The organism is Pseudomonas sp. RA_105y_Pfl2_P56, assembly GCF_963970845.1.
GTDB lineage: Bacteria > Pseudomonadota > Gammaproteobacteria > Pseudomonadales > Pseudomonadaceae > Aquipseudomonas > Aquipseudomonas baetica_A.
The window spans coordinates 108,527-131,671 of the sequence record NZ_CAXAPL010000002.1 but is presented as its reverse complement, the minus strand read 5'-3'; the positions used below and the strand labels follow the sequence as shown (position 1 = coordinate 131,671).

The following is a 23,145-nucleotide window of genomic DNA, read 5'->3' as shown; positions in this document are numbered from 1 at the left end:
CGCGAGCAAGCGCCGGATCAGACGACATCGCCATCAGGTGGGACAGGTTTGCTTGCCATGATCCAGCCCCTGCTTGTAGCTGTGGCTCTGCAAACTGGCCTTGCCGTTGTGCCAGGTCAGTGTCAGCACGTACAGCGAATCGAAATCACTGGAGGCCCAATCATCGGTGATGGTCTGTTTCTCGCCCAGCGCTTTGCCGGCCACCTTGTTGATCAGCTCCGGCAGATAGCCATGGGACCAGGCGGTGTAGATCGTCGAGTTGTGATACTTGTCTTCGAGCAGTTCGCGGGCCAGGTCGCTGGTGTCATTGGCCGAAAACTCGATGTTCACGGGCAGGCCGAGTTTGATCGCAGCGGGGCTGATGGTCATCAGCGGACGAATGTAGCTGTAGGCGTTGTCCAGCTCACCCTCCTCGACATTGCGCGTCGGATTGGCGGCGAACACATAATTGGCCTTGCCGAACTTTTCCGGCAGCAGCGTTGATAGATCGATGGCGCGATTGAGGCCCTGGCAGTTGAGCTGACCGAGACCGCCCTCGGGTTTTTCCGCGTGGCGCAAAAACACCAGCGTCTGGGTACCGTCGACCGGTTGTGCGCGGCTCTCACTGGACTCAAGTGACAGAATCAATGCACTGACTGCCAGCAGCGAGGGCAGGGCCACATAAGCGCGTTGTTTGAAGCGCTTGGCGAAACTCAGCAGGTTCGTCATGAAATAAAAGGTTCTTCAGCATATTCGGTTAAGGCTGACAAACCTCTGCACCTCGGGCTCCCAGCACCGGGTGTTTTCCATGTCGTGAACGGCGTCCCTTTCAATAAAGGCATAGCTCAGAGTCCCCTGAGGCCGGTTTGGTTCGATCCTGGCTTTTGCACGCTAGCCGCAGGATGTGACGATTGATGCATTATGATCGGGTCTCTTTTGTGACTGGATGCTTCCCATGACCGATCTGTCCGCGTTCCCGATCACCCAGAAATGGCCGGCGCAGTACCCCGACTGGATTCAGCTCTATTCCTTGCCTACCCCCAACGGCGTCAAAGTCTCGATCATGCTTGAAGAGATCGGCCTGCCGTATGAGCCGCACCGCGTCGGTTTCGACAGCAACGATCAGTTGTCCGCCGAGTTCCTGTCGCTGAACCCGAACAACAAGATCCCGGCGATTCTCGATCCCCACGGCCCGCAGGACCAACCGCTGCCGCTGTTCGAGTCCGGCGCGATCCTGATTTATCTGGCTGACAAGAGCGGTCAGCTCCTGGCCCAGGAAGGCGCCCTGCGCTACGAAACCATCCAGTGGCTGATGTTCCAGATGGGCGGCATTGGCCCGATGTTTGGCCAGCTCGGTTTCTTCAATAAATTCGCCGGCAGGGATTACGAGGACAAACGTCCGCGTGATCGCTACGTGGATGAAAGCAAACGCCTGCTCAACGTGCTCGACAAGCGCCTGGAAGGCCGCGACTGGATCATGGGCGAGCGCTACACCATCGCTGACATCGCCACGTTCCCGTGGGTGCGTAATTTGGTGGGTTTCTACGAGGCGGGTGATTTGGTTGGTATTGAGAACTTCCCGAATGTCACCCGTGTGCTGGAGCGATTTGTGGCGCGGCCGGCGGTGCTGCGTGGCTTGAGCATTCCTCAATAAGGACGGTGTATGCGTTCGTTCGATTTCAAGCAAGTCGATGTTTTCAGCCAGAGAGCGCTTAAAGGCAATCCGCTGGCGGTGGTTTTTGGCGCCGACGCTCTGAGCGACCAGTGCATGGCCGCCTTTGCCTCCTGGACCAATTTGAGTGAGACCACCTTCATTCTTGAACCGCAAGATCCGCGCGCCGATTATCGGGTGCGGATCTTCACGACCCTGAGCGAATTGCCGTTTGCCGGTCATCCGACACTCGGCACCTGCCATGCCTGGCTGGAAGCAGGTGGGGTGCCCAAAGGCAATGACATCATTCAGGAGTGCGGCGTCGGGCTGGTACGGATACGCCGCGAGGGCGCAGAACTCGCGTTTCTCGCCCCGCCATTGCTAAGGTCGGGCCCCGTCGAGGCCGAAGTCATGGCGCGGGTGCAGCGGGGGCTGGGGCTTAGCGGCGACGCCATTGTCCACGCGCAATGGGTGGACAACGGCGCTGGGTGGTTGGCGGTGATGCTCAAGGACCGGCAGCAGGTGCTGACTCTGCAACCGGACCATTCACAGATGCAGGGGTTGGCGGTAGGCGTCATAGCGCCGTGGAATCCTGAGCGTGACGGCGATGAGGCCCAGTTCGAGGTCCGTGCGTTTATTTGCGGTGATGGGATGCCGGAGGACCCGGCCACCGGCAGCTTGAATGCCGGGATTGCCCAATGGTTACTGGGCGAGGGCATGGCACCAGGCGCTTATACGGTCAGTCAGGGCTTGAGCATGGGCCGGGCCGGGCGGATTCGGATCAGTCGCCTTGGCGATGAAATCTGGGTCGGCGGGGCTGTGGTGACGTGCATTGCAGGACAGCTGACGCTCTGACCGCAAAATGCATCGGGGCGAAGCCATCCATTGTTGCGTACGCGGTAATGCACTCTTGATTGATCCAGGTTTGTACCGCGCCCCCCGCAAGGCATAAGCTTGGCCCCCTACGACTTTCGTCTCATCTGCAGGTTTCAGGAAAGCCCCATGTCCAGTCAGTTCCCCGAAGCACGTCCCCGCCGTCTGCGCCGCAATGCGAGCCTGCGCAGTCTGTTCCAGGAAACCGAGTTCAGCCTGAACGATCTGGTGCTGCCGATTTTCGTCGAGGAAGAAATCGACGACTTCGTGCCGATCAAGAGCATGCCCGGGGTAATGCGCATTCCCGAGCGCAAACTGGCCGGCGAGATCGAGCGGTATGCCCGTGCCGGCATCAAATCGGTGATGACCTTCGGCGTCTCCCATCATCTGGATGGCAACGGCAGCGACACCTGGCGCGAAAACGGTCTGGTCTCGCGCATGTCGCGGATCGCCAAGGACGCGGTGCCGGAAATGATCGTGATGTCCGACACCTGCTTCTGCGAATACACCGATCACGGCCACTGCGGCGTGATGCACAACCATGAAGTGGATAACGACCAGACCTTGGTCAACCTCGGCAAACAGGCCGTGGCGGCGGCCCGTGCCGGCGCTGATGTGATTGCGCCGTCGGCGGCAATGGACGGCCAGGTGCGGGCGATTCGTCAGGCGCTCGACGCGGCCGGTTTCACGCAGATTCCGATCATGGCCTATTCGACCAAGTTCGCTTCGGCGCTTTACGGCCCGTTTCGCGAGGCCGGCGGCAGCGCGCTCAAGGGCGACCGCAAAAGTTACCAGATGAACCCGATGAACCGCCGCGAAGCCCTGCGCGAGTCGCTGCTGGACGAACAGGAAGGCGCCGATGCGCTGATGGTCAAACCGGCGGGTGCGTATCTGGACATCATCCGCGACATCCGTGAAGCCTCGAACCTGCCGCTGTCGGCGTATCAGGTCAGCGGCGAGTACGCGATGATCAAGTTCGGCGCTCAGGCGGGTGCGATTGATGAAGATCGCGTGGTGCGCGAAAGCCTCGGCGCGATCAAACGTGCCGGTGCGGATCTGATCTTCACTTACTTTGCGATGGACCTGGCCCTGGCCGGCATCTGACAAACACCATCAATCCAGACGGTGGGAGCGGGCTGGCTCGCGAAGGCGTCGTACCAGGCAACTATTGGTTGCTGATACACCGCTTTCGCGAGCAAGCCCGCTCCCACATTGATGTCAGGTGCAGGCGAAAAATGGTCTGATCCCGTGATCGTGGAAATAGCGTTCGATCACTTTCGGATCGGCGCTGTTATCGGCAATCGCCACGTAGGTGTCCGGGCGCAGCAGATAGAAGCCGTTACGCGCCAACCCCGCCGTTTCAAACGCCGGGCGCCAGTCGAGCACATGCAGCGGCAGATGATGTGCGTGACACCAGGCAATCATTTCGTCGCTGGTGTCACCGTACACATGCACCTGCCAGCACGGCTGCTTGAGCGGCTCGTAATTATCCCCTTCACCGTCATGGGCCCACGGCAAGCGATCACCGCCGTGAACGTGGCCGGCCACGCCTTGGCTGAGCGGCATGCCACGGTAGTTGAGGGTGACTTGCGACACAGTGCGAAAGAGGAACTCGCGGCTCGTTTCGAATGAGGCCAGTTTCGGGATCAGAAACGGTGCCAGCCGTGTGCGCAGCAGGTCGGCCATGCGCCCCTCGGCGGTGACGAAGCTGAAGACTTTGTCGGTGGTCGATACCAACCGCCGGGCGAAGGCGATGCGTTCCGTTTCGTAAGTATCGAGCAGTCTGGCCTCGGCAGCGCCGCTGAGCACGGCGGCGAGTTTCCACGCCAGATTGATCGCATCGCCAATACCGGTGTTCATGCCCTGACCGCCCGCCGGGCTGTGGACGTGCGCGGCATCGCCGAGCAGAAAGGCGCGGCCGCTGCGAAAGTGCTCCGCCACGCGGTGATGCACGCGGTAGGTGGAGAACCAGTGGACATCTTCGATTTGGACTTTCAAATGTTCGATGGCGCGGCGGCTGACGTCGGAAAACTCCAGGGTGTCGGCGCGCTGCGCACGTTCGTCGCGCACCGTCCCGATCAACCGCGCCCGCCCTTCGCCCGCCAACGGGAAGACCGCGAGAAAATCTGCTTCATCCAGATCCAGGTGCAGCTCGCCATTCATCGCCGGGCCGCTGGCCTTGACGTCCGCGACGTAGAAAATCTGCTGATAGGTGCCACCGGGAAAGCCCGTGTCGAGGGTGTTGCGCACCACGGAACGGGCGCCATCACATCCCGCCAGATAACAGGCCTGGCAGATTTCCTGCTCGCCATCGGGCAGGCGCAAATGCGCGGTGAGGCCGTCACCGGTTTCCTCGAAGCGCTCAAGTTCGGTATGACGCTCGACCACGACGCCGTAGTCTTCGAGACGCTCGATCAACAGCCGTTCGTGCTCGTCCTGCGGGAAGATTTCGACGAAGGCGTAGGGCGTCAGACCTTCGCCGATGCGGTTGAGCGGTAGCTGCGCAACGGGTTTGCCATTGACCCAGAAATTTGCCGCCGCCACTCGGTGGCCGTTGCGTACGAGGGTGTCGGCCAGGTCCAGTTGCCGGTACAGCTCCAGGGTTCGCGCCTGTACCGCCAGTGCGCGGGAGGTGGTGCCCGGGGCTGAAGTCTTGTCGATGATGCGCACGCGCACGCCCAGTTTGCTCAGCCACAGGGCCAGCACCAGGCCGGTGGGGCCGGCGCCGATGATCAGGATGTCGCTGCGGTTCATGGGCCTGTCCTCCGTTTGCTGTGGAGCAAGTATGGATCAGAAGGAGAGGGTGGCCAGTTGATCAGCCAGACGGAAAAAAGCCCCGCAACCGTGACGTTGCGAGGCCTCTTTCGGGCTACGACGTTGCTTAGAAGTCGATCGTGCCCGACAACTTCGCCACTCGCGGTTCACCTTGCGTCAGATAACCGCCCTGAGCTGATGCCCAGTATTTCTTGTTCGCCAGATTCTCCACGCCCAGACGCAAGGTCACGTCTTTTTCCGAGACCTTGAAGGCGTAACGCGCGCCGGCGTCGAAGCGGTTCCAGGTCGGCAGGCTGAGGTTGTTCGCCGCGTCGGCGTATTGGCCGCCGGTGCGCAGCATCCGCGCATTCAGCGCAACGCCTTGCAGGCCGGGTACATCCCAGTCCACGCCCGCGTTGAACTGGAAGGTCGGCACGCCGATGGCACGGTTGCCGTCGTTGGCGCCGTTGAGGGTGTTCTTCAGTTCGGTGTCCATCAAGGTCAGGCCGCTGATCAGGCGCAGGCCGTTGATCGGCTCGCCGAACACGTTGATTTCCACGCCTTTGTTGATCTGCTCGCCTTCACGCACGTAAGTGCAGGTGCTGGCGCTGTCGATTTCACAATAGCCGTCGCTCGGTTGCTCGATGCGGTATACACCCAGGCTCGCGCCGTAGGTGCCCATGTCGACTTTCACCCCGGCCTCGGTCTGCTTGGAACGGGCCGGTGCGTAGACTTCGTTGCCATTGGTCACGCGAAAGCCGCCGGAGCTGGTCGGCGAGGTCGGGCCCTGGGCCAGACCTTCGATGTGGTTGGCGTAAAACGACACATGCTCCCACGGCTTGAACACGATGCCGTACACCGGCGTGGTGATCGATTCGTCGTAGCTCGACGAGCGCGGGCCGCTGCCATAGCTGGCGTAACCGTAACCCTGCACGACCAGTTGCTGACGACGCAGGCCCGCGGTGATCAACAGGCGATCATCGAAGAAACCGAGGGTGTCGGAGATCGCGAGGCTGCGGTTGAAGGTCTTGCCGACGATGCCCGGGTCGTTCACATCGCCACCGGCAAAGTTGCCCACCGGCGATGGGGTTTGCACCGGGTGGTAGATATTGTTGCTGTAGCGGGTCAGGTCGAAATCATAGGCACTGCGCTGCTCGGCCCAGATCCCGGTCAGGCCGAAGTTGAGCTTATGGCTGACCGGACCCGTATTGAATTTACCGTTGAGGCCGGCCATGACGCTGGTGTTGTCTTCATCGTGGGGAATGAACGAGCCGGTGGTGAACGAGGCGCCGCTGTTGCCGACCAGGGTGGTCGAGTTGTAGCGCCCGACTTCACGGGTGTGCTTGGCGCCGCCGGCCGCGTAGGCGGTCCAGTTGTCGTTCAGGTCGTACTCGGCGCGGAGCATGCCGAAGGTGTCTTCGATGTCGGTGTAGCCCCACTTCGGCGCGTAGTTGGTGTCGGCCGAGGGTGCGTCCGGAATGTGCGTGGCAGTGCCGAGGTTGACCGAGCTGCGGCCACCGTTGACGCGCTCTTTCTGGTAAGCGAAATCACCGGAAATCCGCAGGGCATCACCACGGTAATCCAGGCCAATGGCGAACAGTTTGGAGCGCTGGTTCTGGTGATCGATAGCGGTATCGCCTTCGCGCTGGGACAGATTGATCCTTGCGCCGAAACGGTTGTCTTCACCAAAACGCTGGCCAATATCGAAGTGATGACCGATGCGCCCTTCGCTATTGATGTCGGTGGTGTAGCGACGCAGCGGCACGTCACCGGCGCGCTTGGGTTGCAGGTTGACACCACCGCCGATGCCCGAGCCGGTCGGGGTTACGCCATTGATAAAGGCGTTCGGGCCCTTGAACACTTCCACGCGCTCCAGAGCATCGGTGGAAATGATCTGCCGTGGCAGCACGCCGTACAGGCCGTTATAGGAAATATCGTCACCGTTGAGCGGTAGGCCGCGGATCATGAAAACCTGCGCCTGGTTGCCGTAGCCCGAGGCCTGGCGCACGGAGGAATCGTTGAGCAGCACATCGGCGACGTTTTCAGCCTGCTGATCCTGGATCAGTTGCTCGGTGTAGGACGCGGCGCTGAAGGGTACGTCCATCATGTCCTGATTGCCCAACACGCCCAATTGGCCGCCGCGAGCGACCTGACCACCGGCGTAGGTGGGGGGCAGGGCATCTGGCGCTGGGGCCTGAGCGTTGATGTTGACGTTGTCGAGCACCAGTTGTTTGTTATCGCCTTCGGCGGCGTGAGCGGTGACAGTCAGGGAGCACAGCAGGGCGAGAAGCGTCGGACGAAAGGGAGCAGCGAGTCGAGCTGAAGCGGGCATGTTTCGTACCTGGAGGCGCACGGCCAGTGAGAAAAATAAGGGCTGCGCGCAACTCCTTGCGCAAATGCGACTCCAGGTGCAAATGATAGGTTTTCTCAGTAACGTATTGCAATCAGTTTGTCATCACCTTGAGCTGCCGAAGGGATTGTGTATGGTTAACCCGCCTCAACGGACTGGATGATGGAGCCGCATGCACCCCCCTCGATTACTGATCACCCTCGCCGCCCTGCTCGTACTCGGCGGTTGCGCCAGTCAGCGCAGCGGCGAGCCCGCCCCGCGTCCTCCCGCCGAAGTGAAGGCCGAGATCGTGCGGCTGATGCCGGTCAAAATCGCCGATCGCCAAGGCTGGGCCACCGATATCTACGCCGCGTTCGCCGCGCAACACATCAGCCCGACCACGCAGCATCTGTGCTCGGTGCTGGCCGTTGCCGAACAGGAGTCAACCTTTCAGGCTGACCCTACTGTGCCGGGCCTGGGCAAAATCGCCCGCGACGAAATCGACCGTCGTGCCGGCAACATTCATATCCCCGGCTTGTTGGTCAGCGGCGCCCTGCAAGTGCGCTCTCCCAATGGCAAAAGCTACAGCGAGCGCTTGAATGCGGCGCGTAGCGAGAAGGAGTTGAGCGCGATTTTCGACGACTTCATCGGCATGGTGCCCATGGGCAGCACGCTGTTTGGCGGCTTCAACCCGGTGCACACCGGCGGGCCGATGCAGGTCAGCATCGAATTCGCCGAGCAGCATGCCAAGGATTACCCGTACCCGGTGGCCGGCACGATCCGCCATGAAGTGTTCACTCGTCGTGGTGGTATGTATTTCGGTATCGCCCATTTGCTCGGCTACCCCGTCAGTTATCGCGAACCGCTGTACCGCTTCGCCGACTTCAACGCCGGTTGGTACGCCAGCCGCAATGCCGCGTTTCAGAACGCCGTCAGCCGCGCTTCGGGCATCCCGTTGGCACTGGATGGCGACCTGATTCGCTATGACTCGATCATGCCCGGCAGCACCGAACTGGCCGTGCGCACCCTGGGCAAGTCCTTGGGCATGCGTAATCCGACCATTCGCGATCAATTGGAAAAGGGCAAAACCCTGGCATTCGAAGAGACCAGGCTTTATCAGCGTGTATTCGAGTTGGCCGAGAAAACCGAGGGTAAAACACTGCCGCGTGCGGTGTTGCCGGGGATCGTGCTGCAGAGCCCGAAAATCACCCGCAAACTGACCACCGCCTGGTTCGCCAAGCGGGTGGACGAACGCTACAAACGCTGTATGGCCAAGGCTGGCTGATTGTTGCAGACATAAAAAACCCGGCTGATGGGCGCCGGGTTTTTCTGGTTTGTTGCGATGACGCCATTCATTCAAGCGTTGCGCAGTTCGTTCAGACGATCAGCACCACCTTCAGCTACGGTGTTGCCGTGCAGGCGATCCGAGCCATCAGCGGCGACGGTGTTGCCTTGCAGACGATCCGAACCGTCAGCGGCGACGGTGTTGCCTTGCAAGCGATCCGAGCCGTCAGCGGCGACGGTGTTGCCTTGCAGGCGATCCGAACCGTCAGCGGCGAAGGTGTTGCCTTGCAAGCGATCCGAGCCATCGGCTGCGACGGTGTTGCCTTGCAGGCGATCCGAGCCATCAGCGGCGATCATCGTGTGCGCTGGAGTTGCGGCAAAAGCGTTAATTGCGAAAACCGAGAAAGCGATGCTGAGAAGCGTTTGGCGTTTCATGATGGTGTGCTCCGGGGTGTTATTGGTTGGTATGGAGCAGATGTTACGCCGGAGATTTTTTATGAGAACTTCATTGCCGTGATGGTGAACATCGATGCCGATGATGATTGCCAGAACCCGCAGCTTAGCGCTTCACAACACCTTCACTGCGCGCCCGATCGCCTGAATCGGCCCGGTCGGTTTGCCAATCGGCGAACCGTTGGCGCCTTCCAGCGTCAGCTCGAACAGCTGATTGGGTTGCAGCGGGGGCAGCTTGTCCAGCGGCACTTTCAATGCCTGTCCCGGTTTGACCAGGCCCAGTGACACCGGTCCTTGCCAGCCGTCAGCCTTGGTCCAGAATTCCAGGGCCTTGTCCGCCGGCACCTCCACCACGCCCAGCGGAATCAACTGAATCTCCCGCGAATTACTGGCCTGAATCACCCAGCCCGGGGCCTTGTCCTGCGGTGCGACCAGTACCACCAGATAACTCGGCTTCGGCGTGGTCTGGGTCAGCAGGATCGAGCCGAGCAGCAATGTCGCGGCCAATCCGGCAGCCGTCAGTCCACGCCACAGCGGCAGCAGATTCCACCATGAGGTTTTCTCTGCCATTGGGGGGGGCCGCGTGAGCCGTTCAACACTGCGCTCAATCCGTGGCCAGAGTCGTGGTGACGGCTGTTGCGGCGCGGCGAGCTCGGTCAGGTCCAGCAGGCGTCGTTCCCAGGCCTCCACCGCGGCACGCAGTTCGGGGTCGGTCGACAGGCGTCGTTGAACCTTGGCGCGATCTTCCGCCGGGAGCGTGCCCAGCACATATTCACTGGCCAGTTCATCGCGTTCCTGTGCCGATTCAGTGGTCATCCCATGCACTCCCGCAAAGCGTTGAGGCTGCGTTTGATCCATGCTTTGACGGTGCCCAGCGGCGTATTGAGACGCGTGGAAATCTGCGCATGGCTGTAGCCGTCGACATAGGCGTGAAGGATGCAGCTTCGGCGTTGTGGATCGAGCTGTTCCAGGCAGCGGTGAATGCGCGCCGAATGCGCCTGGGCATCGAAGCCGTCATCGTCGTGCGTGGCCATTTCATGATCTTCACTGAACGGCGTTTCCCGGGCCTGATTGCGCAATAGATTCAGCGCCAGGTGCCGGGTCACGGTGAACATCCAGCCACGCGCCGAACCGCGCGCCGGATCGAATCCTGCCGCACCGTTCCAGATCTTGAGGAACGCCTCATGGACAATGTCCTCCGCCAGCGCCGTATCGCGCACCAGCCGCTTGGCCACACCCAGCAGGCGCGGGCCCTCCTGCACATACAAATCGCGCAGGGCCGCTCGCTCGCCGCGGGCACAGGCAGCGAGACGGGCTTGGTAATCGAATTCGGATTCGGGTAAGGACATGCAATGCAATCTAGCTCACATTTAACTTCAGCACACAGAGCCCTTTGGCAGCGGCCTTGCCCGCGATGGCGTTGTGTCAGTCGGCATCACTGTCACGGTTACACCGCTTTAGCGAGCAAGCCCGCTCCCACAGGTTTTGCGCTGAGCCTGTGACTTCAGTTCGCCGCCCAGAAAATGTAATCGGCCTGATACTTCACCACTTCCTGCTGGCCCTTGTTGGCTGCCGTGCACTCGCTGCTCGGTGCCACGCCACCCTTGAGCGCAACGCGCTGGATGTAACTCACGCCGCTCATGGCGCCTTTGCCTTCGGCCGGGTTGGCCTTGACCAGTTGATAGGGCAGATTGCCCGCGCCCGATGGCGCCACCGCCAGTTGCGTGCCGGTGATTTTCGAACCGTCTTTAGCCTGCCAGGTAGCCGGTGGGCCATAGTAGGTGCCCACCTGCTTGCCGCTGCGATCATTGAGCACCGCTTTCGGCCCGACGAAGGTCCACTCGGTCTGCCCGGCCATATTGGGTTTGTCGCGGCACTCGTAGGTGACCTCGCCGACACCGGTGGTTTCCATCGCGATCTTGTGGCCGGCCGGCACTTTGATGGTGTCGGGGTAACTGCTTTGGGCGAAGGCCGTCGAGGTGGCTGCAAGCAAACCGGTGAAGCAAATCAGCTGTGTGGTGTTCATCAGTGTTTTCTCCGAAAGGGGTAGATCGCTGGCAGCCAACAGTGGCTGTTACAGGGACTACCCGTGGCGGAGCCGATTGGATGCAGTGCCTGGAAAATATTTTTAAGGCATCGCAATTTCCCTTGTGGGAGCGGGCTTGCTCGCGAAGGCGATGGGTCAATCACAGCTCATATAACAGGCACACCGCTTTCACGAGCAAGCCCGCTCCCACAGGGTTCTTCTTCAGGCTTGAGGCCGGAGGCTTTCAGCAGTTCCTGGGTATAGGGGTGCTGCGGCGCCGCAAAGATCTTTCGCGAAGCACCTTGTTCAACGACTTTGCCATCCTTGATCACTATCAAGTCATGGGCCAGAGCATGCACCACCGCCAGATCATGGCTGATGAACAAATAAGTCAGCCCGTGCTTGATCTGCAATTGCCGCAGTAACTCCACCACCTGCTTCTGCACCGTGCGATCGAGCGCCGAGGTCGGTTCATCGAGCAGAATCAGCGCCGGTTCCAGCACCAATGCCCGGGCGATGGAAATGCGTTGGCGCTGGCCGCCGGAAAACTCGTGGGGATAGCGATGACGACTTTGCGGATCAAGCCCGACTTCCTCCAGTACGCGAATCACCGCTGTCTCTCGCTCAGCCTCGGTGCCGATGCCATGGGTCAACAAGCCCTCGGCAATGATCTGCTGCACCGACATGCGCGGGCTTAGGCTGCCGAACGGGTCTTGGAACACCACCTGAATCTGCCGGCGCAAGGGGCGCATCAAACGCTGATTGAGCAGGCTCAGTTGCTTGTTGCCGAAACGGATATTGCCCTGCGATTCCACCAACCGCAGGATCGCCTGACCCAGCGTCGATTTGCCCGAGCCGGACTCGCCGACAATCCCCAGGGTCTTGCCCCGTTGCAGGCTGAAACTGACGCCATCGACCGCTTTGATGTAGTCCTGCTGACGGCTGAACAGCGCTTTGGGCAGTGGGAACCAGACTTTCAGGTCATCCACCTCCAGCAAGTTGTGATCGTATTGACTCGGCACGGGTGCGCCGCTCGGTTCCGCCTCGATCAACAAGCGGCTGTAAGGATGCTGTGGGGCGCGAAACAGGGTTTCGCAATCGGCCTGTTCGACGATCTCGCCGTGACGCATCACGCACACCCGCTGAGCGATGCGCCGGACCAGATTGAGGTCGTGACTGATCACCAGCAGCGACATCCCGAGTCGCTGTTGCAACTCGATCAGCAGCTCAAGAATCTTCTGCTGCACGGTGACGTCGAGCGCGGTGGTCGGTTCGTCGGCGATTAACAGTTCTGGCTCGTTGGCCAGCGCCATGGCGATCATCACCCGCTGCCGCTGGCCGCCGGAGAGTTGGTGCGGATAGGCTTTCAAACGCTGCAAAGGTTGGCGAATGCCGACCAGTTCCAGTAATTCCAAGGTGCGAGCGCGGGCGGCGCGGCCCTTCAGCCCCTTGTGGATTTCCAGCACTTCGCTGACCTGTTTTTGCACGGTGTGCAACGGGTTCAGGGAAGTCATCGGCTCCTGGAAAATCATCGCAATCCGGTTGCCGCGCAAGCCGCGCATCTGTTGCTCGCTGGCGTGCAGCAAGTCCACGCCGTTGTAGTGGATGCTGCCCGTGCTGCTGACGGTTTTCCCCGGCAGCAAGCGCAGGATCGAATGCGCCGTCACCGACTTGCCCGAGCCCGATTCGCCGACCAGGGCCAAACACTCGCCACGGCGAATGTCCAGGTTCAAACCGTGCACCACTGCCTGCCCGGCGAAGGCGACACGCAGGTCGCGGATCTCGATCAAATGGTCGTTCATGTCAGCTCCGCTGATCAGGATTGTGGGTCGAATGCATCACGGCAAGCCTCACCAATAAACACCAGCAACGACAGAATCAGCGCCAACGCGAAAAACGCCGTCAGCCCCAGCCATGGCGCTTGCAGATTGCGCTTGGCCTGGCCGATCAACTCGCCTAGCGACGCGGTGCCCGGCGGCATGCCGAAACCGAGAAAATCCAGCGCCGTGAGGGTGGCGATAGCGCCGGTCAGAATGAACGGCAGGTAAGTGAGGGTAGAGGTCATCGCATTGGGAAGGATGTGCCGGCGCATCAGTTCGCTGTCGGTCAGGCCCAAGGCTCGCGCTGCTTTGACGTATTCCAGATTGCGCCCACGGAGAAACTCGGCGCGCACCACGTCGACCAGCGCCAGCCACGAGAACAGCGCCATGATCCCCAGCAGCCACCAGAAGCTTGGCGAAACGAAGCCAGACAAAATGATCAGCAGGTACAGCACCGGCAACCCTGACCAGATTTCCAGAATCCGTTGCCCAAGCAAGTCGACCCAGCCGCCGTAGTAACCCTGCAACGCCCCGGCCACGATGCCGATCAATGCGCTGATGCCGGTGAGGATCAACGCAAACAGGATCGAGATCCGCGTGCCGAAAATCACTCGCGCCAACACGTCCCGCGCCTGATCGTCGGTGCCCAGCCAATTGCTCGTCGAAGGCGGGCTCGGTGCCGGTTCGGTGAGGTCGTAATTGACCGTGTCGTCACTGAACGGGATCGGCGGGAACAGCATCCAGCCGCCCTGATCCTCGATCAGTTTGTGTACGTAGGCGCTGGCATAGTCCGGCTGGAACGGCAGCTCGCCGCCGAAATCGGTTTCCAGGTAATCACTGAGGATGGGGAAGTAATAGGCGTCGTGGTAGCGGATCACCAACGGTTTGTCGTTGGCGATCAATTCGCCACCCAGGCAGATCAGGCACAGACCGATGAACAGCCACAGTGACCAGCACCCGCGCCGGTTGGCCTTGAATTGAGCGACACGGCGCGGGCCCAGAGGAGAGAGAGTGAACATCAGGCAGTCCTCGCCGAGAAGTCGATGCGCGGGTCGAGCAGGGTGTAGCAGAGGTCGCCGATCAACTTGATCAGCAGGCCGAACAGGGTGAACAGAAACAGCGCGCCGAACACCACCGGATAGTCCCGCGACACCGCCGCCTCGTAACTCATGCGCCCGAGGCCGTCGAGGTTGAAGAGGGTTTCGATCAGCAAGGAACCGGCGAAGAACACCTCGATCAGTGCCGACGGCACCCCGGCGACCACCAGCAGCATGGCGTTGCGAAACACATGGCCGTAAAGCACGCGCCGTTCGGTCAAACCCTTGGCCCGCGCCGTGATGACGTACTGGCGGCTGATCTCGTTGAGGAAGCTGTTCTTGGTCAGGATCGTCAGTGTGGCGAAGCCGCCGATCACCAATGCGGTCACCGGCAACACCAGGTGCCAGAGGTAGTCGCCGACCTTGCCCAGCGTGCTGAGGCTGTCGAAGTCATCCGAGAACAGCCCTTGCACCGGGAACCAGTTGACGTAGCTGCCGCCGGCAAACACCACGATCAGCAGAATCGCGAACAGAAACGCCGGCATCGCATAGCCGATGATGATCGCCGTGCTGCTCCAGACATCGAAGGCGCTGCCGTTCTTGACCGCTTTGCCGATACCCAGCGGGATCGAGATCAGATAGGTGATCAGCGTCGCCCACAAGCCGAGGGACAGCGACACCGGCAGTTTCTGAATGATCAGTTCGGTAACCTTGGCGCCACGAAAAAAACTGCTGCCCAGATCCAGTTGCGCGTAGTTTTTCAGCATCAGCCACAGGCGTTCATGCAGCGGTTTGTCGAAGCCGTAGTGGTGCTTGATTTCTTCGATCAGCGCCGGGTCCAGACCGCGACTGCTGCGCCCGGCGCCGCCAATTGCCGCGACCTCGCCACCACCGCCCATGCTGTGCCCGCCAAAGCCTTGCAGGCGGGCGATGGCTTGCTCCACCGGGCCACCCGGCGCGGCCTGCACGATGAGGAAATTGACCACCAGAATGCACAGCAACGTCGGGATGATCAGCAGCAGGCGTCGACTCAGATAGCGCAGCATGTCACTGGCCCCCCGCACGTTGTGCGTGCATCTGTTGCGTGGTCAACGGCTTGGCCGAGACTTCCCACCAGGTGTTGAGGCCTTCGTCGTACGCCGGTTGCACCGGCGGCATGCCGAAACGGTTCTGGTACACCGTCGGCGTGCCCTTGGAGTAGTAGTTGGGAATCATGTAGTAACCCCATTGCAGCACCCGGTCGAGGGCGCGGGCGTAATGCACCATGGCGTCGCGGGTGTTGGCCTGCACCAGGCCGTCGATCAACTGATCAACCGCCGGGTTGGCCAACACCATCGAGTTGGAACTGCCGACTTGCGTGGCACTTTGCGAGGCGTAGAGGCTGTACAACTCGCGGCCGGGAGAGACGATCGGATCGCCGCTGCGCGGGAAACTGGTGACGATCATGTCGTAGTCCCGGGCATTAAGCCGATTGACGTACTGCGCCGAATCGATCCGGCGCAGATTGAGGGTGATGCCGATCTGCGCGAGGGTGCGTTTGAACGGCAGCAACATGCGGTCGAAACCGCCCTGACCGTCGAGAAAGGTGAACGCCAGCGGCTCACCGTTGGCGTTGACCAACCGATTGTTTTTCGCCGTCCAGCCGGCCTCGGCCAGCAGCTTCAGCGCCTGCAATTGCTTGTCACGGATATAGCCGCTGCCATCGGTTTTCGGCGCCTTGTAGACCTCGGTAAATACTTCGTCGGGGATCTGCCCGCGCAGCGGTTCGAGGATTTTCAGTTCCTCGGCGTCAGGCAGCGCGGTGGCGGCCATTTCGCTTTTGGGCCAGTAGCTGTTCTGACGCACGTAGAAGCCGCGCATCATCTGCTTGTTGGTCCACTCGAAATCCCACAACAGGCTGATCGCCTGACGCACCCGGCGATCCTGGAAAATCGGGTTTTGCAGGTTGAACACGAAGCCCTGCGCCGCCGTCGGTTTTTCCGGGGCGAGGATTGACTGTTGCAGGCGCCCATCGCGCAGCGCCGGGCTGTCGTAGCCGACCACATAACCGGAGGATGAAAACTCGCGGTTGTAGTCGAATGCGCCGGCCTGCAGCAGTTGGCGGGCGACGTCGGTGTCGCCGTAGAAATTCACCGTAAGGGTGTCGAAGTTGTACATCCCGCGACTGACCGGCAGGTCTTTGCCCCACCAGTTCGGGTCGCGCTCGAAACTGATGCTGCGCCCGGCGTCGACCTTGCTGACCCGGTACGGGCCGCTGCCCAGCGGGGGCTCGAAACCGCCGCCATTGGCGAAGTCGCGGGTTTTCCACCAGTGTTCGGGCACCACGCGCATCGTCGCCAGATCCAGCGCCAGCGTGCGATTCAGATTGTTCTTGAAGGTGAAACGCACCTGCTTTGGGCCTTCGATCAACACGTCCTGCACGTCGGCGTATTGCTGGCGATAACTCAGGCTGCCCTTGGTCATCAGCAGGTTGAAGGTGTAGCGCACGTCTTCGGCGGTGATCGGCGTGCCGTCGGCGAAGCGTGCCTTGGGGTTCAGGGTGAAACGCACCCAGAGTCCTGCGCGATCGCGCTCCATCTGCTGCGCGACCAGGCCGTAGACGGTGTAGGGCTCGTCCAGCGAACGGAACGCCAGCGGCGAATACACCCAATCGTTGACCTGCACCACGGAAATGCCCTGATCGGCATACGGGGTGATGTAGTTGTATTGGCCAATCTCCATCGACGCGCGGCTGAGTGAGCCACCCTTGGGCGCGTGGGGATCGACGAAATCGAAATGCTGAAAACCCGCCGGGTATTTCGGCGCTTCGCCGTACACCGTCATCGCATAGCTGCCGACGGCCAGCGCAGGTGCCGCGTTGCACAGCAGCGTGCTGCCGAGCAGCAGAGCGGCCATGTTGCGCATGAAAGTCATGAAGTCACTCCTTAATTCCTGAATGCACACAGATCAATCTGTGGGAAGGGGCTGCTCCCGAAGGCGATGGATCAGTGAAGGGGGTGTTGACTGACACATCGCCTTCGGGAGCAAGCCCCCTCCCACAGGGGAGACATCTGGTGTTTGCGGTTAGAAGTGGTAAGTCATGCGCGCGAACAGCGTGCGGCCCAGCGGGTCGGTGTAGCGGGGGTCATAGCCGCTCTGGAAGTTGTAAGCCTGGTTGGAGAACGGTGGGTTGCGGTCGAACATGTTTTTCATCCCCGCGTCCACGTCCAGCACCTTGTCGAAGGTGTAGCCGGCCGACAGATCCCACACCGAATACGACGCGACCCGCGCGTGGGTATCGCGGTCGTAGTCGTTGTAGCCGGTGGTGAAGCGGTTGGTCAGCGACGCCCGTGCCGCGCCGAAGGTCCAGCTGCCGGTCAGGTTGTGCTTCCAGCGCGCAACCACGCCGTCACCCTGGAAGTCGCCGACCTTGTCGGTGAACGGACCTTTGATGGTGCTCTGGAAGTCGTATTCGTCGACGTAGGTGCCCTGCAGCCCGAGACCGAACTGGCCGTACGGGGTATTCGGGAAACGATAATCGAGCGACACATCGATGCCGTTGGTTTCGACGATGCCCAGGTTGGCGTTGCCGGTGACGATGTAGTTGAGCGTGCCGTCGGCGTTGCGCACGAAGCGGTCGGAGTAGCTGCCGGCCTGATCAAACACGGTGGATTCCGGGAATGGCTGGATCTGATTGGAGATGTGAATCCACCAGAAATCCAGGCCCACGGAAAGGTTGCTCATTGGCTGATAAACGAAGCCCAGTGTCACGTTGCGTGCCTTCTCCGGGGCCAGATCCTCGTTGCCGCCGATCTGGTTGAGGAACTGCTGACCGCAATCGCGCCCGCCGTTGCCGCCCGGTTGCACCACGCCGCCGGTACACAGCACCGGATCGTTGTAGTAGCCCTGGGTGTACGTGATGCTGCGCGGTGAATACAGCTCGTAAAGCGACGGCGCACGGAAGCCTTCGCTGTACGCGCCACGCACCACCAGTTCTTTGAGCGGCTGGTAGCGGAACGAGTATTTCGGGTTGGTGGTGCTGCCGAAGTCGCTGTATTTGTCGTGGCGTACGGCGGCGGACAGTTCGAGGCTGTCGAGCACCGGTACGTTGATTTCCGCGTAGGCGGCTTTCACGCTGCGGTCGCCTTCGACGCTGCCGGCCGGGTCGATACCCAGGCTCTGAATGTCGCCGGCAAACTGCTCGAAGTCCTGATGGAATTTCTCTTTGCGGTACTCGCCGCCCAACGCCAGACCGGATGGACCGGCACCGAACCAGTCACCGATTTCGCGGCTGATCCGACCGTCGAAACCGGCGACCCGGCCAACAGCGGTGGAGTAGGCACCGTGGTAGGCAGCGTTGTCGATGTACTGCTGACCGGCAGCCGATTGCGGGCCGAACGGATTGAGCAGGCCGCTGGTCAGACCATCGATCATGGCTTGATCGCTGACATAACCGCTGGTGACGCTGGAAACGATTTTGTTCTGGTTGTACGAGGCGCCGACGTTGTAATCCCAGCCGCCGACCAGACCGTCGAAGCTCAGCAAGAAGCGCTGGCTGGTGTTCTGGTCTTTCGACTCACGCGGGCCGGCGGCGGTTTCGCGCCAGTTCACATCCACGGGTTGGGTGGGGTCGAGGGCGAACCCGGTGGGGCCTGGCGTGATGCCGTTGCCGGGGTAGTAGGGCGATGAGGCATCCAGGCTCAGGCCGGTCAGTGGCGCGGGACCGACCGCCGTGGCGTTGTTGTTGCGCGACCAGAAGTACTCGAGGTTGACGTTGTGGTCGTCCGCCAGTTTGCCGGTGGTCTTGCCGAAGAAAGATGTCTTCTCGGTTTGTGGCACCAGGTCGATGTATTCACGGGTGCTGAAGCGGCACACGCCATCGCGCGCCACCAGGTTAGGCCCGTTGCAATTGCTGCTGGCCAACGGGTTGGTGGCGTTGCCGTTCTGGCTGTAGTTGCCGGGGAACGCGGTGCCGGAGGTCTGATCCAGACCGCGCCCGGGCACATAGTCGCGGGCGAAGGAACGGTCATTGGCGTCGAGGTTCTGCTGCTTGTTGTAATTGAACACACCGAGCACGTTGAAGCGGTCTTCTTCCAGGTCACCGAAGCCCCAACTGGCGCTCATGTCCTTGGTCGCACCGCCGCCACTGTGGGTCGGGGTTTCGCCGCCGAGGGTGAGTTGGCCGTCAGTCAGGGATTTTTTGGTGATGAAGTTGATCACGCCGCCGATGGCGTCGGTGCCGTAGAGCGCCGAGGCGCCGTCGCGCAGCACTTCCACGCGCTCGATCGCGGCAAACGGGATCATGTTCAGGTCCACCGCGCCGCCGGCGGAGTTGGTGCCTGACAACGCGTTGTTGGCCAGGCGTCGACCGTTGAGCAGCACCAGGGTTTTGTTGGCGCCGATGCCACGCATGTCGGCGAACGAAGCGCCACCGGTGGCGGCGCCAACCGAGCCGGCGCTGTTGTTGATCGACTGGCTGCCGGTGATGCGCTGCACCAGTTCGGCGGTGGTGGTCACGCCCTGTTTGCGCAGCTCATCGGCCTTGAGAATAGTGATCGGTACCGCCGTTTCGGCATCGACCCGGCGAATCGCCGAACCGGTCACTTCGACCCGTTGCAGTTGCGTGGTCGGCGCAACGACCGCGGCGGCTGCCGGAACAGCCGCATTCTCGTCCTCGGCCGCTTGCACGGTCCCGGCGCCCATCCCCATGGCCACCAGATACAGCGGAACAAAACGGTGGCGAGAAATCGTGGCCACCAATGGTTTGAGCGTGAAGCGTGGAGTGTTCATCAGCATGGTTGTTTCCGACTTTATCAGACGTTATCGAATTGGCCTTGTGAGCCCCTCATTGCTCCGCTTTCGGTGATACCGCGTGCGGAAAACCACTTTCTTCAAGCAAGCCGATCCCCTCCGAAAGGCGCGTTGCGTTTTTCGGTCGGCGGGTTGCGACGGGATTCGATCAGCGGTATCGGGCGCGTTTCTCAAGGCGCGCCCGGCACCGCACTCAGTGGGTGGTCATCACCGATATTTTGCTGATGCCCGAGCGTTCGATGGACGCCATGGCCTTGGCCACCTGCCCATAGTTGACCGCGGAGTCGGCCTGAAGCTGAACGCGCACATCGGCATCCTTGGCCTTGACCTCCTTGAGGCTGGCCTCCAGGGATTCCGGGGCCAGTTCGGTCTTGGCCAGATAAAACTTGCCGTCCTGATCGACGCTGACCACCACTGGGTCTTTTTTCTCAGCGGGGGCGACGGCGTCGGTTTTTGGCAGGTTGACCTTGATCGCGTTGGTCATCAGCGGCGCGGTGACGATGAACACCACCAGCAACACGAGCATCACGTCCACCAGCGGCGTGACGTTCATTTCGCTGAGCACTTCATCGCTGTCTTGAGTGGAGAAGGACATCAGCTGGCCTCCCGCACGGCGGCTGTGGTTTTGCTGGCAATGGCCTGACGGTTGACGGAAAACGCACTGCGCGAGGCGAGGGCGTCGAAGTCATGGGCGAAGTCGTCCATGTCGGCCGAGGCGAGTTTGAGTCGACGCAGGAAGAAGTTGTAAATCAGCACTGCCGGCACGGCGACGGCGATCCCCACGCCCGTGGCGATCAATGCATGGCCGATAGGGCCGGCGACGGCTTCAAGGCTGGCCGAACCGGTCTCGCCGATGCTTTTCAGCGCTTCCATGATTCCCCATACGGTGCCGAACAGGCCAATGAAGGGCGCCGTGCTACCGATACTGGCGAGGATCGCCTGACCGTTTTCCAGCGAGCGGCGTTCTTTCTGGATCTGCTGGCGCAGGTTGCGTTCCAGGCGATCCGACCGGTTGATGGTGTGCGCCAGTTGCTGAGTGGTACGCGGCGATTCTTCGACCAACAACGCTTCGAACCCGCTGCTGGCGATGCGCGCCAGGGCGCCGGGGTATTGGCTGGCATGTTCGGCGGCGGTGAGCAGGTCCGGCGCGCCCCAGAAGGCTTTGCTGAACTGTTTGTTCTGCGTTTTCTGGCGCAGGTATTGCGCCGACTTGACCAGCAGGATCGCCCAACTGACCACGGAAAACAGCACCAGGCCCCAGAGCACACCGGGGACAATCATCGAAGACAAATCGTTCATGGTTACACCTCGCTTGCGTTATTCGGTTGTGCGTTGATTGAGCGTTCGGTTATTGCGGCAATTTGAAATCGATGGTCTGTGTGGCGAAGCCGTCTATCGGCGTGTCACCGCGCTTGGCTGGAATGAACTTCCAGTTCTTCACCGCGGCGACGGCGGCGTCATCCAGTTGCGGCTTGCCGCTGGACTTGGTCACCGTCACTGAGCCGGCGCGACCGCTGGCCAGCACCTGAATGCGCAGCACCACGCGGCCCTCCCAGTTACGCCGCAGCGCCAGGGACGGGTATTGCGGCGGTGGGTTGCCGAGGCTGGCAAGGCCGGAAATGGCGGCCGATTCCTTGACCGGGCCCGGCGCGGCGGCCGGAGCCGGTGGCTCACTCGGGGCGGCCGGGGCGGCTGGTTGCACCGGGGCGGGCGGAGCTTTTGGCGACTCGACTTTCTTCACCGGTTTGGGTTTTTGCACCGGTTTCGGTTTTTCGATGGGCTTGGGCTTCTCCACCGGTTTGGGGGGCGGCTTGACCGCGTCTTCGTCTTCCACCGGTTGCTCGGGTTCGGGTGGCGGTGGTGGCTCGGGCGTAGGCGGTGCCGGTGGCGTCGGGCTGGTCAGCTCGACGGTCATTTCCGGGATCTGCGGTGGCGTCGGCAGTGGCTCGGGTCGGCTCTGTTGAAGAAACCACCAGGCGCCGCCGTGTATCAATGCCGACACGGCAACCAGCAACACCATCTGCTGTTTGTTCAAACCGCCGGGTTGCGACGTGTTGGCTTTGAAGGCCGGCCTGCCCGAAGCCGGCGGGATCGGCGTTTCCCGTAACGGTCCCGGCAGGGTTCTGTGCTTTACCGCATCGTTCATTAAAGCTCCCTCGGGTGGATGAAGGGCAATAAGGTGCCGTCCGAACATTGGCGTCATGTTCGAGTGGGTGGGTGTAACTTTCTTTTGGGTGTGCGTAAGCCGATAGTTGAACTATCTATTGAACAAAGCTTGCGTACAGTTACCGGCGTGGCGCTATCGAGTTCGCATGTTCATCATCCATTCCCTGGTGTTCTTCTTTGTCGGTTTGGGCTGTTGTGCATCTTCGTATTTGCAACCGTTGTGCCAGATGTTGCTGAAATGTAGCGCGAGTATTTCATCGCTGTTACCCATGTCGCATTTATATAAGTTTTATGGGCGGCCGGGTTTTCTCCGGCGCATGAATCTCCACAACTCCGTATTCCGGGGCTTTTTTGCAGGCGAGTCAGACCGTGCGCTGTATCGCGCCGGTTGGCGAGATAGAGCTGTCGCGTTCTGGTCAGTCGGGGCACTTGATGGTGCGAGGCGGACTGATTTGGTGCGGGTCAATGTTTTAGCGGGTCACAGGCTATGTTCCTTGTTTTTGTTTAAATGAAGTCGATGTTTAAAGTGTTGCTTAGTTAAGGTTGGAAGAGCGCTTTTGGTGCATTTGAAGTGTTGTAAGTTATTGTTCGACAATCGGCTGCTGCAGCATTTAAGCATCGCAGGTACAGTCACTTCATGTGTTGTATTTAAAAAATAAATAACACGCCGCCGTCGGCGCGTAACTCCGCGCCGAACACAATGCGTGGTCGCTTGGGTCAGGTAATAAAGTAAATGTTGTGCCCGTCTGGACTGTTCAGGTGAACACGTCTTTGGGCCGATCGCGGTAAACGGGCAGTGACGCGGCAGAGTGATTGAAGACTCACGCGGTGAACTCCTTGTTGCCAGCTCGGATACGCGAACTTTTGGTTCGGTATCGCACCTTACAAGAACGCGGATAGCGTTCGATGATTGCTCTTGGTGCGGGATGGGCACCGTCAGCGCTGTTTTGCGAGGCTTGAATTCGCAAGTGGCGAGTGCATGG

19 protein-coding genes are annotated in these 23,145 nt (G+C 60.9%); 4 read left to right on the top strand and 15 right to left on the bottom strand.

The genetic code is table 11. The features are described from left to right. Window positions 1–33: 33 nt before the first annotated feature. A complete protein-coding gene (locus tag AACY11_RS02385) occupies window positions 34–708 on the bottom strand; it encodes a histidine phosphatase family protein (protein ID WP_339431917.1) in 675 nt (224 codons plus the stop codon). 226 nt (window positions 709–934) lie between these two features. On the opposite strand from AACY11_RS02385, the gene AACY11_RS02380 reads away from it, so the two are divergent. The 3 genes from AACY11_RS02380 (at window position 935) to hemB (ending at window position 3,607) form a co-directional block, all read left to right on the top strand. Further along, window positions 935–1,633 (top strand): glutathione binding-like protein, encoded by a 699-nt coding sequence (locus AACY11_RS02380; protein ID WP_339493795.1) that lies wholly within the window; start codon window positions 935–937, stop codon window positions 1,631–1,633. Window positions 1,634–1,642: 9 nt separating this feature from the next. Then, a complete protein-coding gene (locus AACY11_RS02375; protein ID WP_339493794.1) occupies window positions 1,643–2,485 on the top strand; it encodes a PhzF family phenazine biosynthesis protein in 843 nt (280 codons plus the stop codon). A gap of 147 nt (window positions 2,486–2,632) precedes the next feature. Then, a complete protein-coding gene (gene hemB, locus AACY11_RS02370) occupies window positions 2,633–3,607 on the top strand; it encodes a porphobilinogen synthase (RefSeq protein ID WP_221734359.1) in 975 nt (324 codons plus the stop codon). A gap of 114 nt (window positions 3,608–3,721) precedes the next feature. On the opposite strand, the gene AACY11_RS02365 is transcribed toward hemB, so the two are convergent. Continuing rightward, window positions 3,722–5,257 (bottom strand): FAD-dependent oxidoreductase, encoded by a 1,536-nt coding sequence (locus AACY11_RS02365; RefSeq protein WP_339493793.1) that lies wholly within the window; start codon window positions 5,255–5,257, stop codon window positions 3,722–3,724. 127 nt (window positions 5,258–5,384) lie between these two features. Further along, complete coding sequence (locus tag AACY11_RS02360) at window positions 5,385–7,589, bottom strand: TonB-dependent receptor (RefSeq protein WP_339493791.1); 2,205 nt, start codon at window positions 7,587–7,589, stop codon at window positions 5,385–5,387. Window positions 7,590–7,779: 190 nt separating this feature from the next. On the opposite strand from AACY11_RS02360, the gene AACY11_RS02355 reads away from it, so the two are divergent. After that, complete coding sequence (locus tag AACY11_RS02355; RefSeq protein WP_339493790.1) at window positions 7,780–8,871, top strand: DUF1615 domain-containing protein; 1,092 nt, start codon at window positions 7,780–7,782, stop codon at window positions 8,869–8,871. Window positions 8,872–8,942: 71 nt separating this feature from the next. Here the strand turns inward: AACY11_RS02355 and AACY11_RS02350 are convergent, their stop codons facing one another. From AACY11_RS02350 to AACY11_RS02295, 12 genes are all read right to left on the bottom strand, one after another. Then, on the bottom strand, window positions 8,943–9,305 hold the full coding sequence (locus AACY11_RS02350) for a hypothetical protein (RefSeq protein WP_339493788.1): 363 nt from the start codon (window positions 9,303–9,305) through the stop codon (window positions 8,943–8,945). Between the two features lie 132 nt (window positions 9,306–9,437). Further along, window positions 9,438–10,139 carry an anti-sigma factor gene (locus AACY11_RS02345; protein WP_339493787.1) on the bottom strand — a complete coding sequence of 234 codons (702 nt, stop codon included), beginning with the start codon at window positions 10,137–10,139 and terminating at the stop codon, window positions 9,438–9,440. Beyond that, window positions 10,136–10,672 (bottom strand): sigma-70 family RNA polymerase sigma factor, encoded by a 537-nt coding sequence (locus AACY11_RS02340; RefSeq protein ID WP_339493786.1) that lies wholly within the window; start codon window positions 10,670–10,672, stop codon window positions 10,136–10,138. Before AACY11_RS02340 ends, AACY11_RS02345 begins: the two co-directional genes overlap by 4 nt. Before the next feature lie 155 nt (window positions 10,673–10,827). Continuing rightward, complete coding sequence (locus tag AACY11_RS02335) at window positions 10,828–11,349, bottom strand: DUF3455 domain-containing protein (RefSeq protein ID WP_339431926.1); 522 nt, start codon at window positions 11,347–11,349, stop codon at window positions 10,828–10,830. Between the two features lie 167 nt (window positions 11,350–11,516). Then, the gene (locus tag AACY11_RS02330; RefSeq protein ID WP_339493785.1) at window positions 11,517–13,151 is read right to left on the bottom strand and encodes an ABC transporter ATP-binding protein; all 1,635 of its coding nucleotides are present in this window, start codon (window positions 13,149–13,151) and stop codon (window positions 11,517–11,519) included. 14 nt (window positions 13,152–13,165) lie between these two features. Then, window positions 13,166–14,188: an ABC transporter permease gene (locus AACY11_RS02325; RefSeq protein ID WP_339493784.1), complete on the bottom strand. Its 1,023-nt coding sequence runs from the start codon at window positions 14,186–14,188 to the stop codon at window positions 13,166–13,168. After that, a complete protein-coding gene (locus AACY11_RS02320; RefSeq protein WP_339493783.1) occupies window positions 14,188–15,252 on the bottom strand; it encodes a microcin C ABC transporter permease YejB in 1,065 nt (354 codons plus the stop codon). Before AACY11_RS02320 ends, AACY11_RS02325 begins: the two co-directional genes overlap by 1 nt. Before the next feature lies 1 nt (window position 15,253). After that, complete coding sequence (locus tag AACY11_RS02315) at window positions 15,254–17,119, bottom strand: extracellular solute-binding protein (RefSeq protein ID WP_339493782.1); 1,866 nt, start codon at window positions 17,117–17,119, stop codon at window positions 15,254–15,256. A gap of 150 nt (window positions 17,120–17,269) precedes the next feature. After that, window positions 17,270–19,981 carry a TonB-dependent receptor gene (locus AACY11_RS02310; protein ID WP_339493780.1) on the bottom strand — a complete coding sequence of 904 codons (2,712 nt, stop codon included), beginning with the start codon at window positions 19,979–19,981 and terminating at the stop codon, window positions 17,270–17,272. 208 nt (window positions 19,982–20,189) lie between these two features. Then, complete coding sequence (locus AACY11_RS02305; RefSeq protein WP_339431932.1) at window positions 20,190–20,591, bottom strand: ExbD/TolR family protein; 402 nt, start codon at window positions 20,589–20,591, stop codon at window positions 20,190–20,192. Then, complete coding sequence (locus AACY11_RS02300; protein ID WP_401159065.1) at window positions 20,591–21,277, bottom strand: MotA/TolQ/ExbB proton channel family protein; 687 nt, start codon at window positions 21,275–21,277, stop codon at window positions 20,591–20,593. Before AACY11_RS02300 ends, AACY11_RS02305 begins: the two co-directional genes overlap by 1 nt. 67 nt (window positions 21,278–21,344) lie before the next feature. Further along, a complete protein-coding gene (locus tag AACY11_RS02295; RefSeq protein ID WP_339493778.1) occupies window positions 21,345–22,142 on the bottom strand; it encodes an energy transducer TonB in 798 nt (265 codons plus the stop codon). Window positions 22,143–23,145 lie beyond the last annotated feature (1,003 nt).

Coding starts and splice junctions, on each gene's coding strand:
- AACY11_RS02330 (WP_339493785.1), bottom strand. CDS start 13,151: ATGAACGACCATTTGATCGAGATCCGCGACCTGCGTGTCGCCTTCGCC.
- AACY11_RS02340 (WP_339493786.1), bottom strand. CDS start 10,672: ATGTCCTTACCCGAATCCGAATTCGATTACCAAGCCCGTCTCGCTGCC.
- AACY11_RS02300 (WP_401159065.1), bottom strand. CDS start 21,277: ATGATTGTCCCCGGTGTGCTCTGGGGCCTGGTGCTGTTTTCCGTGGTC.
- AACY11_RS02385 (WP_339431917.1), bottom strand. CDS start 708: ATGACGAACCTGCTGAGTTTCGCCAAGCGCTTCAAACAACGCGCTTAT.
- AACY11_RS02325 (WP_339493784.1), bottom strand. CDS start 14,188: ATGTTCACTCTCTCTCCTCTGGGCCCGCGCCGTGTCGCTCAATTCAAG.
- AACY11_RS02310 (WP_339493780.1), bottom strand. CDS start 19,981: ATGCTGATGAACACTCCACGCTTCACGCTCAAACCATTGGTGGCCACG.
- AACY11_RS02365 (WP_339493793.1), bottom strand. CDS start 5,257: ATGAACCGCAGCGACATCCTGATCATCGGCGCCGGCCCCACCGGCCTG.
- AACY11_RS02335 (WP_339431926.1), bottom strand. CDS start 11,349: ATGAACACCACACAGCTGATTTGCTTCACCGGTTTGCTTGCAGCCACC.
- AACY11_RS02345 (WP_339493787.1), bottom strand. CDS start 10,139: ATGACCACTGAATCGGCACAGGAACGCGATGAACTGGCCAGTGAATAT.
- AACY11_RS02305 (WP_339431932.1), bottom strand. CDS start 20,591: ATGTCCTTCTCCACTCAAGACAGCGATGAAGTGCTCAGCGAAATGAAC.
- AACY11_RS02355 (WP_339493790.1), top strand. CDS start 7,780: ATGCACCCCCCTCGATTACTGATCACCCTCGCCGCCCTGCTCGTACTC.
- AACY11_RS02380 (WP_339493795.1), top strand. CDS start 935: ATGACCGATCTGTCCGCGTTCCCGATCACCCAGAAATGGCCGGCGCAG.
- AACY11_RS02350 (WP_339493788.1), bottom strand. CDS start 9,305: ATGAAACGCCAAACGCTTCTCAGCATCGCTTTCTCGGTTTTCGCAATT.
- hemB (WP_221734359.1), top strand. CDS start 2,633: ATGTCCAGTCAGTTCCCCGAAGCACGTCCCCGCCGTCTGCGCCGCAAT.
- AACY11_RS02375 (WP_339493794.1), top strand. CDS start 1,643: ATGCGTTCGTTCGATTTCAAGCAAGTCGATGTTTTCAGCCAGAGAGCG.
- AACY11_RS02320 (WP_339493783.1), bottom strand. CDS start 15,252: ATGCTGCGCTATCTGAGTCGACGCCTGCTGCTGATCATCCCGACGTTG.
- AACY11_RS02360 (WP_339493791.1), bottom strand. CDS start 7,589: ATGCCCGCTTCAGCTCGACTCGCTGCTCCCTTTCGTCCGACGCTTCTC.
- AACY11_RS02295 (WP_339493778.1), bottom strand. CDS start 22,142: ATGAACGATGCGGTAAAGCACAGAACCCTGCCGGGACCGTTACGGGAA.
- AACY11_RS02315 (WP_339493782.1), bottom strand. CDS start 17,119: ATGACTTTCATGCGCAACATGGCCGCTCTGCTGCTCGGCAGCACGCTG.